Source organism: Pseudomonas sp. YH-1 (genome assembly GCF_051990045.1).
Classification (GTDB): Bacteria; Pseudomonadota; Gammaproteobacteria; order Pseudomonadales; family Pseudomonadaceae; genus Pseudomonas; species Pseudomonas nicosulfuronedens.
In genome coordinates, this window is sequence record NZ_CP178184.1 from 497,038 (window position 1) to 511,073 (window position 14,036).

Annotated in this window: 15 protein-coding genes and 1 riboswitch; of the genes, 7 read left to right on the forward strand and 8 right to left on the reverse strand. The window is 65.1% G+C overall.

Annotation, left to right across the window (positions count from 1 at the left end; translation table 11 throughout):
* Window positions 1-45: 45 nt before the first annotated feature.
* The 3 genes from ACKI1H_RS02265 to ACKI1H_RS02275 all read right to left on the reverse strand — a co-directional run bounded on the left by ACKI1H_RS02265 (window position 46) and on the right by ACKI1H_RS02275 (window position 1,975).
* On the reverse strand, window positions 46-513 hold the full coding sequence (locus ACKI1H_RS02265; protein ID WP_138523570.1) for a c-type cytochrome: 468 nt from the start codon (window positions 511-513) through the stop codon (window positions 46-48).
* A gap of 144 nt (window positions 514-657) precedes the next feature.
* On the reverse strand, window positions 658-1,044 hold the full coding sequence (locus ACKI1H_RS02270; RefSeq protein ID WP_440467556.1) for an MAPEG family protein: 387 nt from the start codon (window positions 1,042-1,044) through the stop codon (window positions 658-660).
* A gap of 100 nt (window positions 1,045-1,144) precedes the next feature.
* Entirely contained in the window at window positions 1,145-1,975 is an 831-nt protein-coding gene (locus tag ACKI1H_RS02275) for an EamA family transporter (RefSeq protein ID WP_440467557.1), read from the reverse strand.
* Between the two features lie 146 nt (window positions 1,976-2,121).
* Between ACKI1H_RS02275 and ACKI1H_RS02280 the strand changes: the two genes are divergently transcribed.
* Window positions 2,122-2,736: a LemA family protein gene (locus ACKI1H_RS02280; protein WP_138523576.1), complete on the forward strand. Its 615-nt coding sequence runs from the start codon at window positions 2,122-2,124 to the stop codon at window positions 2,734-2,736.
* Window positions 2,733-3,716 (forward strand): TPM domain-containing protein, encoded by a 984-nt coding sequence (locus ACKI1H_RS02285; RefSeq protein WP_440467558.1) that lies wholly within the window; start codon window positions 2,733-2,735, stop codon window positions 3,714-3,716. The genes ACKI1H_RS02280 and ACKI1H_RS02285 overlap by 4 nt, the downstream gene beginning before the upstream one ends.
* A gap of 13 nt (window positions 3,717-3,729) precedes the next feature.
* On the opposite strand, the gene ACKI1H_RS02290 is transcribed toward ACKI1H_RS02285, so the two are convergent.
* The 5 genes from ACKI1H_RS02290 to gcvA form a co-directional block, all read right to left on the reverse strand.
* Complete coding sequence (locus ACKI1H_RS02290; RefSeq protein ID WP_440467559.1) at window positions 3,730-4,506, reverse strand: ABC transporter ATP-binding protein; 777 nt, start codon at window positions 4,504-4,506, stop codon at window positions 3,730-3,732.
* Window positions 4,506-5,312, reverse strand: a complete 807-nt coding sequence (locus ACKI1H_RS02295) for an ABC transporter permease (protein WP_138523583.1) — start codon at window positions 5,310-5,312, stop codon at window positions 4,506-4,508. The genes ACKI1H_RS02290 and ACKI1H_RS02295 overlap by 1 nt, the downstream gene beginning before the upstream one ends.
* Before the next feature lie 67 nt (window positions 5,313-5,379).
* A complete protein-coding gene (locus ACKI1H_RS02300; RefSeq protein ID WP_138523585.1) occupies window positions 5,380-6,387 on the reverse strand; it encodes an ABC transporter substrate-binding protein in 1,008 nt (335 codons plus the stop codon).
* 195 nt (window positions 6,388-6,582) lie between these two features.
* On the reverse strand, window positions 6,583-6,990 hold the full coding sequence (locus ACKI1H_RS02305) for an acyl-CoA thioesterase (RefSeq protein ID WP_138213907.1): 408 nt from the start codon (window positions 6,988-6,990) through the stop codon (window positions 6,583-6,585).
* A gap of 105 nt (window positions 6,991-7,095) precedes the next feature.
* The gene (gene gcvA / locus ACKI1H_RS02310) at window positions 7,096-8,004 is read right to left on the reverse strand and encodes a transcriptional regulator GcvA (RefSeq protein ID WP_440467560.1); all 909 of its coding nucleotides are present in this window, start codon (window positions 8,002-8,004) and stop codon (window positions 7,096-7,098) included.
* 229 nt (window positions 8,005-8,233) lie between these two features.
* On the opposite strand from gcvA, the gene ACKI1H_RS02315 reads away from it, so the two are divergent.
* From ACKI1H_RS02315 to metF, 5 genes are all read left to right on the forward strand, one after another.
* Entirely contained in the window at window positions 8,234-9,415 is a 1,182-nt protein-coding gene (locus tag ACKI1H_RS02315; RefSeq protein WP_038803335.1) for an acyl-CoA dehydrogenase, read from the forward strand.
* A 135-nt stretch (window positions 9,416-9,550) separates the two neighbouring features.
* Window positions 9,551-10,774, forward strand: a complete 1,224-nt coding sequence (locus ACKI1H_RS02320; protein WP_138523591.1) for a CaiB/BaiF CoA transferase family protein — start codon at window positions 9,551-9,553, stop codon at window positions 10,772-10,774.
* 216 nt (window positions 10,775-10,990) lie between these two features.
* A riboswitch (S-adenosyl-L-homocysteine riboswitch) is annotated at window positions 10,991-11,103 on the forward strand.
* 8 nt (window positions 11,104-11,111) lie between these two features.
* Window positions 11,112-12,518: an adenosylhomocysteinase gene (gene ahcY / locus ACKI1H_RS02325; RefSeq protein ID WP_024764176.1), complete on the forward strand. Its 1,407-nt coding sequence runs from the start codon at window positions 11,112-11,114 to the stop codon at window positions 12,516-12,518.
* Between the two features lie 53 nt (window positions 12,519-12,571).
* The gene (locus ACKI1H_RS02330) at window positions 12,572-13,102 is read left to right on the forward strand and encodes an HD domain-containing protein (RefSeq protein ID WP_138523593.1); all 531 of its coding nucleotides are present in this window, start codon (window positions 12,572-12,574) and stop codon (window positions 13,100-13,102) included.
* A gap of 54 nt (window positions 13,103-13,156) precedes the next feature.
* Entirely contained in the window at window positions 13,157-14,005 is an 849-nt protein-coding gene (gene metF / locus ACKI1H_RS02335; RefSeq protein ID WP_081515389.1) for a methylenetetrahydrofolate reductase [NAD(P)H], read from the forward strand.
* Window positions 14,006-14,036 lie beyond the last annotated feature (31 nt).

The window sequence follows — 14,036 nt, forward strand, 5'->3', positions numbered from 1 at the left end:
GGTCTGAGCGCTGCGCGGATAAGATCCGCTCCTACAAAAGCGCGCTTAGAGCGCGCGGAATTTCTTGTGGCAGGCTTCGCAGGCATCTTCCACCGCGGCGAAGTCCTTGCGCACACCCTCGGGAGTCGGCGCAGCATTGCGGGTGTTCTCGCCCAGCGTGCCGACGGCCTGCTCGAAGGTCTTGGCGTCGGCCTGGAACTCCAGCTGACGCTGCCAGATTTCCGCCTTGGCGCGGGTGTCGTCGCTTTCTACCTGGTCCGCCGGCGGCTGGGTGGTGGGGAAGTACTGCCAAGGCTTGTCGGCTAGCTCGCCGAGCTTGGTCGAGTTCGCGCGGAACTTGTCCGCATCGAAGGGGATGCGTCCGCGCAGCATGCCACCCATGTCTTCGCTGGTCTTGAGCATCTCCTTGAACACCGCCTGGCGCTTGTATTCCGGTGAGTTCGGGTCCTGGCGATGGCAGCCGGCGAGCGCGGTGCCGGCGAGCAGCAGAACGAGCAGGGTCTTCAACTTCATGGGGGACTCTTGTAGGACGGCTGGACACGGAAGCGCCGGATTATCCGCCCCGATCCCCGAATGATCCAGACCGGCCGCCCGCCGCTGCGGCCATCCGCCGCAGCACCGTGCCTTTCGTTCAGCTGCCGTTCAGGTGCGCTCAGGTCAGGCCGAGACGACGAAGATCGCGATGATCAGCGCCATGCCGGCAAACCACACCAGCGAGCGCAGCAGTGCCAGGTCGGCGATGTAGAAGATCAGGTAGAGCAGCCGGCTGGTGACCCAGGCGATGGCCAGGCGGTCGATGGTGGCGGGTTCGGCATTGTTCACCACGTAAGCGATGATCACTGCCGCGGCGAACGCCGGGGTCACCTCGAAGCTGTTCATCTGGAAGGCATTGGCGCGCTTGCGATAGCCCTCCAGGGTGGCAAGGAAGGTGCGCGGGTCGTGGTTCTGCCGGGGACCGAAACCGCCGCCGGTGAACTTGGCGATGCTGGTGCCGACGTAGGGCAGGAAGATCGCGATCAGGACGCACCAGAAGGCAATGGGCATGGGGAGAATCTCGTCGAGGGGAAAGCGCGCAGCTTAGGCCATGGCCGCACGCGTCGTCCTTGACCGGCTTGGCGGCTTGCGCCGTAGCCGGAGCCAATCCTCAGAGCTTCATCACCAGCATGCCCGCCAGCACCAGGCTGCACGCGGCCAGGCGCGGCAGGCCGAAGGGTTCCTTGAGGAAGCGCATGCCGAACAGCACCACCAGCAGCACGCTGGTTTCGCGCAGCGCGGCAGCCTCGGCGATGGAGCCCAGCTGCATGGCCCAGAGCACCAACCCATAGCTGAACAGCACGCAGAAGCCAACACTCAGACCCAGCTTCCAGTCATTGATCCAGAACTTGGCGAAGGCCCGCGTCCGGCCGAACAGCGCCACCAGCGGGAACGGCAAGCCGGACAGCAGCGAGAGCCAGACCAGATAATCCAGCGGCTTGGGCCAGAGCTTCAGCGCGTTGCCGTCGGTCCAGGTGTAGCTGCCGATGCACAGGCCCATCAGCAGCACGGTGGGATAGGCGATCCACGGCAGCTTCGAACCGCCGCCGCCCTTGAGCAGGAACAGCATGCCGACCGGGATCAGCAGGATGCCGAGAATCTGCTTGTCCGTCAGGTGCTCGCCGCCGAAGGTCAGGGTCAGCGCCAAGACCACCAAGGGCGACAGGCCGCGCATCAGCGGGTAGACCAACCCGAGGTCGCCAACCTTGTAGGCCTGGATCAGCAGCACCCGGTAGACCAGTTGCAGCGACACGGCGGCCAGCAGCCAGGGCCAGACGGCGGCGGGAGGAATCTCGATCCAGGGCAGCACGACCAGCGCAGCGGCCAGGCCGACCATGTCCATGCAGGCGACCACCAGCAGGCGGTCGTTGCTGAATTTGACGAGGGTGTTCCAGGTGGCGTGCAGCAGGGCGGCCAGCAGCACCAGGGTAGTGGCGAGCACGAAAACGAACTCCTGGTATAGACCAGTCCAATTCTACCCCGAGCGCCCCCACTGCCGGCAAGCACCGAGTGTTTAGGACATTTCCATCTGACTGATCAGCCAGAACTGGCCTAGACTGGGCCTTTTCGCCTGCACGAGCACCTGCCATGCCACGCCTGATCAAGTTCCTGACTGCTTATATCCTCGTCACCCTGCTCTCCGGTTGCGGCTACAACGCCATGCAGTCCGGCGACGAAGGGGTGAAGGCCGCCTGGTCGGAAGTGCTCAACCAGTACCAGCGGCGCGCCGACCTGATTCCCAACCTGGTCAGCACCGTGAAGGGCTACGCCGCCCATGAGGCCAGCGTGCTGACCCAGGTGACCGAGGCACGCGCCAAGGTCGGCAGCACCACCATCAACGCCGACCAGTTGGACGATCCGGAAGCGATGCAGCGCTTCCAGCAGGCCCAGGGCCAGCTCAGCTCGGCGCTGTCGCGCCTGCTGGTGGTCTCCGAAAACTACCCGCAGCTCAAGGCTGACGGCCTGTTCAAGGACCTGCTGACCCAGCTCGAAGGCACCGAGAACCGCATCACCGTCGCCCGTGGCCGCTACGTGAAGGCCGTGCAGGAGTACAACGTGATGATTCGCCAGTTCCCGCAGGTGATCACCGCGAAGATCTTCGGCTACAAGCCCAAGGCCAACTTCAGCGTCGAGAACGAAGCCGCCATTTCCACCGCGCCTAAAGTGGACTTCGGCAACGCGCCGGCGCAGCCCGCGCAATGACCCTGCCGCGCTGGCTGCTGGCCGCCCTGCTGCTGTGCTGGGCGGCCCTGCTGCAAGCCGCGCCGGTCGCCATCCCGCCGCTCAGCGCCCGCGTCACCGACCTCACCCAGACCCTCGATGCGGGCCAGCGCGCGCAGCTGGAAAGCCAGCTCGCCGGCCTGGAGCAGCGCAAGGGCGCGCAGCTGGCCGTGCTGCTGGTTCCCAGCACCGGCGAGGACAGCATCGAGGACTACGCGGTACGCGCTTTCGAGCAGTGGAAGCTGGGCCGCAAGGGCGTAGATGACGGCGTGCTGCTGGTGGTCGCCAAGAACGACCGTACCTTGCGTATCGAGGTCGGCTACGGGCTGGAAGGCACCATCACCGACGTGCAGGCCGGACGGATCATCCGCGAGCAGATCGTTCCCTCCTTCCAGAAAGGCGACTTCCCCGGCGGCATCCAGGCCGGCGTGAACAGCCTGATCGCACTGATCGAGCCGCCGGTCAACGCTGCCATTCCGGACAGTCCCGACGACGAGCTGCCGCGCACCGGCCCGGCGGAGAACTACAGCGACACCTACTCGAACCAGAACGCCAGCAGCGTCGAGGAAATCCCGCCCACCCGCCTGGCTGCGATGCTTGGCCTGCTGATCGGTGTGCCACTACTGGGCATGCTGCTGCCGGTGTCCTGGATGCGCCAGCGCAGCATGGGCCGTTACCTGCTGTGCAGCGCGGTAGTAGGCGCCGCAGCCTCCGGCGTATTGCTGTTGAGCGAAGCAAACCCCGCGGCGCTGCAACAACAGATGATCGGCGCCTTTTCGATCCCGCTGGTGCTGTACATCTTCTTCCTGCCGCCGATGTGGCTGACCATGGGCGTGCTGCAACTGCTGATGAGCATCCTCAGCTCCATCGGCCGGGGTGGTCGTGGTGGCGGTGGAGGGGGTGGCGGCTTTCGTGGTGGCGGTGGCTCCAGCGGCGGCGGCGGTGCCTCCGGCCGCTGGTAACTACCGCTGAGAATTACAGGGCGGCGACGCCCTGTTCTTCCTCGCGGATCGAGCGCAGCACCTGGCGCTGCAGCTCGATGAACTCGGCGCTGGCGGCCATGTCCTCGTGGCGCGGGCGGCCGAGCTTTACGTCGAAGGTGGTCTTGATCCGCCCCGGCCCCAGGCCCATCACCACGATGCGGTCGGACAGGTAGACCGCCTCTTCCACGTCGTGGGTGACGAACATCACCGTCAGTCGATGGGTTTCCCAGATGCGCGTCAGCAGTTCCTGCATCTGGTGGCGGGTCATGGCGTCCAGCGCACCGAAGGGCTCGTCCATCAGCAGGATCTTCGGCCGGTAGGACAGCGCGCGGGCAATCGCCACGCGCTGCTTCATCCCGCCGGACAGTTCGTTCGGATAAGCCTCGGCGAACTTCGTCAGCTTCACCAGCTCCAGGTGCTCGTCGGCAATCTCGCGGCATTGCGCGCGGGACAGGCCGGCGGCCTTGAGGGCGAACTCGACGTTCTGCCGCGCCGTCAGCCAGGGCAACAGGGTGTAGGACTGGAACACCACGCCACGGTCCAGGCCCGGCCCGGTGATCGGTACGCCGTCGACCTGCACGCTGCCGCTGTCGAATTCCTCCAGGCCGGCAGCGATGGACAGCAGTGTGCTCTTGCCGCAACCCGAAGTGCCGACGATGGAAACGAATTCGTTGTCCGCCAGGGTCAGGTCGATGTTGCGCAGCACCTCGCGGCGCTCCTTGCCGACCGCGAAGCTCTTGTTCAGGCCGGTGATTTCCAAGGTCGCCATCAGCTGCGCCTCCGGTTGTAACGGAACAGGACCTTCTCGCCGGCACGCATGGCCTGGTCGGTGACCAGCCCGAGGAAGCCGAGCAGGAGGATGTAGCCGATGATGGTGTCGGTCTGGAAGAAGCGCTGGGACACGGTGATGCGGTAGCCCAGGCCCGAGGTCGCGGCCACCAGCTCGGCCAGTACCAGCCAGGTCCAGGCCCAGCCAAGACTGATCCGCAGGGCATCCCAGATGCCCGGCAACGCGCTGGGCAGGACGATCTTCAGGAGAATGCGGCGATCCGGCATGCCGAGCGTTCGGCCGAGGCCGACGAAATCCGCCGGCACGCGCTTGATCGCGTCCATCACCATCAGCACCTGCTGGAAAAAGGTACCGATCCAGATAATGAGGAATTTCTGGAAGTCGCTGGTGCCGGCCCAGAGGATGGTCAGCGGGACGAAGGCGACTACCGGCATATAGCGCACGAAGTCCACCAGCGGCTCGGTCGCGGCCTTCCAGAAGCCGTAGCAACCGGCGAACACGCCGATCACGATGGACATCGCCGAGGACACCACAAAGGCCACGGCGATGCGGTACACGCTGACCTTCAGGTCCGACCACAAGGTACCGTCGGCGGCCAGCTTGAGCATGCGTGCCCAGACGTCGCCGGGCGCGGGAAGGAAGATTTTCGGTACCGCGCCGCTCGCCCCGGCCAGCCACCAGAGCAGCGCCAGCAGGACGAACACGGCGCCGCCGATGAGCAGGAAATGGCGCTGCGCGATCGGCTTGCCGATGGTGAACAGCGGGTTGGATTTGCGGGCTTTCATGTCGGGCTCGTCGAACGGAGAAAGACGCGCGCCGGCTCAGGGCCGGCGCGCGGGGTGTATCAGAGGATCAGAGTGCCTCGACGAAACGCGCGTCGATGGCCTGCGCCGGGGTGACCGGCTGCTGCAGGATGCCGGCTTCGCTGGCGGCCTTCTGGATGTGCTCGAACGAGCCTTTCTGGAAGGCGCCCTTCAGCTCGGCCTGGTTTTCTTTCACCGAGTAGAAGTGCACGCCGTCGAAGGCGCTGGTCAGCTCGGACTCGTCGGCCCCCACACCCTTGGCGATGGCGGCGCGACCTTCGGCGCCCTTCTCGTTGTAGTGCTTCAGACCGGCTTCCCAGCTCTTGATCAGCGCCAGCACCTGGCCGGGACGCTCCTTCAGCACTTCGTCGCGGACCACGAATACGTCGCTGATGATGCCCGGATCATCCGAGCCCTTGTACAGCAGGTTGACCTTGGGGTTCTGCTGCTTGGCGGCGGACAGGTAAGGCTCGTAGGTCACCGCGGCCGGCACTTGCCCGGCGATCAGCGCGCTGCCGGCGTTGGCGGCGGGCATCGGCACCGGCTGCACGTCGGCGATGGTCAGACCAGCCTTGCGCAGGGCGCTGTGCAGGAGGATGTCGCTGGTGGTGCCTTCTTCATAGGCAACCTGCTTGCCCTTGAGGTCGGTCAGGGTCTTGATCGACGGGTCGACGATCAGCGCGTCGGCGCTGGTGCTCTGGTCCAGCAGCAGGACGATCTTCACCGGCAGGCCGGCGGCGACCATGGCCATGGCAGTGTGGGTGGCGAGGTTGCCGCCATCGATCTGACCGCTGGCCAGGGCGGCGTTCATGTCCTTGTCTTCGGTGAAGTTGACCAGCTCGACCTGCTCCAGGCCATTGGCCTTGAAGGCGCCGGCCTGTTCGGCGACGTACCACTGGCCGTAGCCCAGCCAGGGCTGCATGCCCATCTTGAAGGTGCCGGCCTCGGGCTTGGTGTCAGCCTTGATCGCGGCGGCGTGCGCGGCGCCGGCCAGCAGCAGGCTGGCGCAGGTGGCCACGGCCAGTTGGCGCAGTGCGGATGCGAAGGTGGTGTGCATGGTCTCTCCCCGGTCATTGTTTTGCAGCTGCATTCCTGGCGAATGAAGCGCTGCTGGATCGGCGGGGAGCTTGCGTCGGCCCATGCCCGCCGTGGGCGGGCAAAGGCTCACATTCAATCGACGCAAATGCAAAGGTTTTCGCCGCGGATCGGCTTGGCTCCGGGCACGCTGGCAATCACCCTGGCGAATCAGCCATCAGGGCTGGGGAATGGCGTCGTCCTTGAACTGATCCTTGATGTAGAGGATCTCGGTGCGACCATGCGGTGCCGGCTGACCGTCCGGGCCGATGTTGACGAAGACCATCTTGTCGACCGTGAGAATGCTCTTGCGGGTGATCTTGTTGCGCACTTCGCAGCTCAGGGTGATCGAGGTGCGACCGAACTCGGTGGCGGTAATGCCCAGTTCGATGATGTCCCCCTGGCGCGCGGAGCTGACGAAGTTGATCTCGGAGATGAACTTGGTGACCACACGCTGGTTGCCCAGCTGGACGATGGCGTAGATCGCCGCTTCTTCGTCGATCCACTTCAGAAGGCTACCGCCGAACAGGGTACCGTTCGGGTTGAGGTCTTCAGGCTTGACCCATTTGCGGGTATGGAAATTCATGAAAGCTCCTTCTTGGGAGGTTGCGCCTCGTGAGCGCGATGACGGGGAAAGCCCCGCCGGCTATGCAAGTCTGGCTCGGACTGCCGCTGCCCACCCTGCCCTGGCTCAGCCAAGGCCAGCTTCGGCGCGGTATCGCGCGGCTTCATCCACCAGCCAGTCGCGGAAGGCTCCCAGGGTCGCCGATTCCACCTTGCGTTCGGGAATCATCAGGTAATAGGCATTTTCGCTCAAATAGGCATGTTGCATCGGCACGATCAGCCTGCCGTCGGCCAGCTCCTGCTGGATCAGCATCGGCGGGATCAGTGCCACCCCCATGCCATGCATGGCCGCCTGGGCAAGCATGGAGAACAGCTCGTAGCGCGTACCGCTCATGTCGTGCGTCACACTCATGCCCAGCGAGCCGAACCACTGGCGCCAGGCGTAGGGTCGGGTGGTCTGTTGCATCAGCGGCAGCTCGGCGATCTGCGCGGCCGACAGCTCCCGGCGGCCGCCCAGCAGCTCGGGGCTGCAAACCGGCACCGGGTTCTCGTGCATGAGGAAGTTGGCCACCGTGCCGGACCAAACCCCATCGCCAAAATACAGCGCGGCGTCGAATTCGGTGTCGGCGAAGAGGAAGGGCCGGGTGCGGTTGGTCAGGTTGACCGTCACTTCCGGGTGAAGGCGCTTGAAGTCCTTCAGCCGCGGCAGCAGCCACTGGGTCGCGAAGGTCGGCACCACCGCCAGCTCCAGCGTGCCGCCACCCTGCTGGCCCATCACCGCCAGGGTGTCGCGCTCCACGGCGTCCAGCCGTTGAGCGACGCGACGGCTGTAGTTGAGCCCCGCTTCGGTCAGCTTCACCCCGCGCCGCGAGCGGCGAAACAGCTCGACGCCGAGGAACTCCTCCAGCGTGGCGATCTGCCGGCAGATCGCGCTCTGGGTCAGCGACAGCTCGTCGGCGGCCTTGGTGAAGCTTTCGTGGCGGGCGGCCGATTCGAAGGCGACCAGCGCCGCGGTGGTCGGTATCTTGCGTCGCATCGAATGCCTCTTCGGAATATCGTGATGCGCAGAATTCGCCAGGAACGCCTGATATAGAGGAAATTCATGCGGAGAAATGCGTCAAACCCACAATTACGGAGTGACAAAATAGCACAACAGCGTGCGAATTAGTCGGTTGCCCGGCTTCCCGACGGCTGACTAGGATGGCCCACACCGAGCCCGCCTAGACTTGTGCGGGTCATTCACTGTCTGCGTTAGAGGTTTCTCCATGGCGACCAAAGCAAGCTTCAACTGGGAAGATCCGCTGCTGCTGGATCAGCAACTCACCGAAGAAGAGCGCATGGTGCGTGACAGCGCCCAGCAGTTCGCCCAGGACAAGCTGGCCCCGCGCGTGCTGGAAGCCTTCCGCCATGAGCAGACCGACCCGGCGATCTTCCGCGAGATGGGCGAAACCGGCCTGCTCGGCGCCACCATCCCCGAACAATACGGCGGCAGCGGCCTGAACTACGTGTGCTACGGCCTGATCGCCCGTGAAGTCGAGCGCATCGACTCCGGCTACCGCTCGATGATGAGCGTGCAGTCCTCCCTGGTGATGGTGCCGATCAACGAATTCGGCAACGAAGCCACCAAGCAGAAGTACCTGCCGAAACTGGCCAGCGGCGAATACATCGGCTGCTTCGGCCTGACCGAGCCGGACCACGGCTCCGACCCGGGCTCGATGATCACCCGCGCCAAGAAAGTCGACGGCGGCTACCGCCTGACCGGCGCCAAGATGTGGATCACCAACAGCCCGATCGCCGACGTTTTCGTGGTCTGGGCCAAGGATGACGAAGGCCAGATCCGCGGCTTCGTCCTCGAAAAAGGCTGGGAAGGCCTGTCCGCCCCGGCGATCCACGGCAAGGTCGGCCTGCGCGCCTCGATCACCGGCGAGATCGTGATGAACAACGTGTTCTGCCCGGAAGAAAACGCCTTCCCCGACGTGCGCGGCCTGCGTGGTCCGTTCACCTGCCTGAACTCCGCTCGCTACGGCATTTCCTGGGGCGCCCTGGGTGCCGCCGAAGCCTGCTGGCACACCGCTCGCCAGTACACCCTGGACCGCAAGCAGTTCGGCCGCCCGCTGGCTGCCAACCAGCTGATCCAGAAGAAGCTGGCTGACATGCAGACCGACATCACCCTCGCCCTGCAAGGCTGCCTGCGCCTGGGCCGGATGAAGGACGAAGGCACCGCCGCCGTCGAAATCACCTCGATCATGAAGCGCAACAGCTGCGGCAAGGCCCTGGACATCGCCCGCCTGGCCCGCGACATGCTCGGCGGCAACGGCATCTCCGACGAGTTCGGCGTGGCCCGCCACTTGGTCAACCTGGAAGTGGTGAACACCTACGAAGGCACCCACGACGTCCACGCGCTGATCCTCGGTCGCGCCCAGACCGGCATCCAGGCGTTCTTCTAAGCGCCTCGCGTCGGCCCGCTCCCACTGGAGGGCAGGTCGGCGCCCGTTTTACCTCTCGCCCGAGAGGCCCCGGGGAGGACCGTGGAGTCCCCGCACCGCGTCCTCCCCGCCCCTATTCAAGCTGCAGGTGATTGCATGTCCGGCGCCCTTTCGCACATCCGTGTCCTCGACCTCTCCCGCGTTCTCGCCGGCCCCTGGGCTGGGCAGATCCTCGCCGACCTCGGCGCGGAAGTGATCAAGATCGAGCGTCCCGGCAGCGGCGACGACACCCGCGCCTGGGGCCCGCCATTCCTCAAGGACAGCGATGGCCGCGACACCAGCGAAGCGGCGTATTACCTGTCGGCGAACCGCAACAAGAAATCCCTGACCATCGACTTCACCCAGCCCGAAGGCCAGCGCCTGGTGCGCGAGCTCGCCGCCAAGGCCGACATCGTGCTGGAGAACTTCAAGGTCGGTGGCCTGAAAGCCTATGGCCTGGACTACGAGTCGCTGAAAGCGCTCAACCCGAAGCTGATCTACTGCTCGATCACCGGCTTCGGCCAGTTCGGCCCCTACGCCAAGCGCGCTGGCTACGACTTCATGATCCAGGGCCTGGGCGGCCTGATGAGCCTGACCGGGCGCTCCGACGCCGAGGAAGGTGCCGGCCCGGTGAAGGTCGGCGTGGCGCTGACCGACATCCTCACCGGCCTGTACTCCTCCACCGCGATCCTCGCCGCCCTCGCCCACCGTGACGTCAGCGGCATCGGCCAGCACATCGACATGGCGCTGCTGGACGTGCAGGTCGCCTGCCTGGCCAACCAGACCCTGAACTACCTGACCACCGGCAACCCGCCGCGTCGCCTGGGCAACGCGCACCCGAACATTGTGCCGTACCAGGACTTCCCGACCGCCGATGGCGACTTCATCCTCACCGTCGGCAACGACGGCCAGTTCCGCAAGTTCGCCGAACTGGCGGGCCACCCGGAGTGGGCCACCGATGAGCGCTTCTCGACGAACAAGGCGCGCGTGGCGCACCGCGAGGTGCTGATCCCGCTGATCCGCCAGTCCACCGTGATGCGCACCACCGCCGAGTGGATCGCCGTACTGGAACAAGCCAGCGTGCCCTGCGGGCCGATCAACGACCTGGCACAGGTGTTCGCCGACCCGCAGGTGATCGCCCGTGGCCTGCGCGTGGACCTGCCGCACCCGCTGGCCGGTAGCGTGCCGCAGGTGGCCAGCCCGATTCGCCTGTCCGAGACGCCCGTGGAATACCGCAACGCCCCGCCGACCCTCGGCCAGCACACGCAGGAAATCCTCGAAGGCGTGCTGGGGCTGGACCTGGCGGCCATCGGTAAGCTGCGTGAAGGCGGCGTGATCTAAACCTCCTGACAACCGGCACCCGTGCCCTGCGGGTGCCCGACGATCCCCGAAACGACGCCCGCGCCAGGGTTTTCACGGCCCCTGGCGCGGGCGCGGCGGGGTTCCGGGTCGCGATCTGCCGCGCGAACGCGACCAAAAGCCTTTGGCTTGTCATGCGCCATGGCTATAATCCGCGAGCTTCCATAACGGCCGGCGCTGTCCGGTCGTTCCCGCCACCTGTCCGAGGGGCGCTGCAGCAGGTCGATTCGCTTCGGCTTGTCAGGCTCGGACGGGGCGCGTCACGGTCGGCTGCCGCCGATCGCCAAACGCATCAACGGCGCCCATTCGCAGACAACGAATGGAGTTACACATGAGCGCTGCTTTTACTGACTACAAAGTCGCCGACATTTCCCTGGCCGCCTGGGGCCGCCGCGAGCTGATCATCGCCGAGTCCGAAATGCCGGCTCTGATGGGCCTGCGTCGCAAGTACGCCGCCAGCCAGCCGCTCAAGGGCGCGAAAATCCTCGGCTGCATCCACATGACCATCCAGACCGGCGTACTCATCGAGACGCTGACTGCGCTGGGCGCCGAAGTGCGCTGGTCCTCCTGCAACATCTTCTCCACCCAGGACCAGGCCGCTGCCGCCATCGCCGCCGCCGGCATCCCGGTATTCGCCTGGAAAGGCGAGACCGAGCAGGAGTACGAGTGGTGCATCGAACAGACCATCCTCAAGGATGGCCAGCCGTGGGACGCCAACATGGTGCTGGACGACGGCGGTGACCTGACCGAGATCCTGCACAAGAAATACCCGCAGATGCTCGAGCGCATCCACGGCGTCACCGAAGAGACCACCACCGGTGTGCACCGCCTGCTCGACATGCTCAAGGCCGGCACCCTGAAGGTCCCGGCGATCAACGTCAACGACGCGGTCACCAAGAGCAAGAACGACAACAAGTACGGCTGCCGTCACAGCCTGAACGACGCCATCAAGCGCGGTACCGACCACCTGCTGTCGGGCAAGCAGGCCCTGGTGATCGGCTACGGCGACGTGGGCAAGGGCTCCGCCCAGTCCCTGCGCCAGGAAGGCATGATCGTGAAGGTTTCCGAAATCGACCCGATCTGCGCCATGCAGGCCTGCATGGACGGCTTCGAGCTGGTATCCCCCTACAAGAACGGCCTGAACGATGGCACCGAAGCCAGCGTTGACGCCGCCCTGCTGGGCAAGATCGACCTGATCGTCACCACCACCGGCAACGTCAACGTCTGCGACGCCGGCATGCTGAAAGCGCTGAAGAAGCGCGCCGTGGTGTGCAACATCGGTCACTTCGACAACGAAATCGACACCGCCTTCATGCGCAAGACCTGGGCCTGGGAAGAGGTCAAGCCGCAGGTGCACAAGATTCACCGCACCGGCGCTGGCGACTTCGACCCGGCCAACGACGACTACCTGATCCTGCTGGCCGAAGGCCGCCTGGTGAACCTGGGCAACGCCACCGGCCACCCGAGCCGCATCATGGATGGCTCCTTCGCCAACCAGGTACTGGCGCAGATCTTCCTCTTCGAGCAGAAGTACGCCGACCTCTCCGCCGAGAAGAAAGCCCAGCGTCTGACCGTCGAAGTACTGCCGAAGAAACTGGACGAAGAAGTGGCCCTGGAAATGGTGAAAGGCTTCGGTGGCGTCGTCACCCAGCTGACCCCGAAGCAGGCCGAGTACATCGGCGTGACCGTGGAAGGCCCGTTCAAGCCGGACACCTACCGCTACTGATGTACCAGAGGGCAGACGAGCAATCGTCTGCCCTCTTCGCCATCTGGTGCCCCATGGATCTGCAGGACAGCTACAACCAGGCCTGGCTCTTCGCCGCCGGCGCTCACGCCGGGCAGACGCTGACCGCCTCGACACTGCCCTATGCGGTCCACCTGGCGATGGTGGCCAATGAAGTGATGGCGGCCGACCGCGAAGCGCCCATCGAGCGCCTGGCGGAAACCGTCCAGATCGCCCTGCTGCACGACGTGCTCGAAGACACCCCGGTGCCCTTCGAGGAACTGCAGACGCGTTTCGGCGAGTTCGTCGCCGAGGGCGCACAGTGCCTGAGCAAGGTGGTGAATGGCGAGAAGCTGCCATTCGACATCTACCTCGAAAGGCTGGCGACCGGCGCGCCGCAGTATGCGATCGTCAAGCTGTGCGACCGGATCACCAACCTGCAGCCGCCACCCTCGACCTGGGCGCGGAGCAAGATTGCCCAATACCATGTTCAGTCGCAGCGCATCCTGGCCGTCCTCGGCCATGCGCACGAGCCCAGCGCCGAGCGACTGCGCACGAAGATAGACCACTACCGCCGTTACTTCTGAAGTCGACGGCACATGCCGGCAGCCACGCGATGACGCGGCGCCGAAGGAACGACCATGAGTCAGAAAGAACGCCGTTTCAGCTTCGAGTTCTTCCCCGCCAAGACCGAAGCCGGCCATGAAAAACTGCTGGCCACTGCGAGCCAGCTGGCCGCGAAAAAGCCCGACTTCTTCTCCTGCACCTACGGTGCCGGCGGCTCCACTCGCGACCGCACCCTGACCACCGTGCTGCAACTGGATGGCGAAGTGAAGGTGCCGACCGCACCGCACCTGTCCTGCGTCGGCGACACCAAGCCCGAACTGCGCGCCCTGCTGGCCCACTACAAGGACGCCGGCATCCGTCGCATCGTCGCCCTGCGCGGCGACCTGCCCTCTGGCATGGGCATGGCCAGCGGCGAGCTGCGCTACGCCAACGAACTGGTGGAATTCATCCGCGCCGAAACCGGCGACCACTTCCACATCGAAGTTGCCGCCTATCCGGAAGTTCACCCGCAAGCGCGCAATTTCGAGGATGATTTGGCGAATTTCGTGCGCAAGGTCAAAGCCGGCGCCGACTCTGCCATCACACAATACTTCTTCAACGCCGACAGCTACTTCCATTTTGTCGAGCGTGCGGAGAAACTTGGTGTCAGCATTCCGGTCGTACCGGGTATCATGCCGATCACCAACTACACCAAACTGGCCCGCTTCTCCGACGCCTGTGGCGCGGAAATCCCCCGCTGGATTCGCAAGCAGCTGGAAGCCTACGGCGACGACATCGCCAGCATCCAGGCCTTTGGTGAGCAGGTCATCACCGACATGTGCGAACGTCTCCTCGAAGGCGGCGCACCCGGTCTGCATTTCTACACCCTGAACCAGGCTGAACCCAGCCTGGCGCTCTGGAACAACCTCAAGCTCCCCCGCTGAGGATCATTGCTCCGGGCTTACCGTCCGCGAT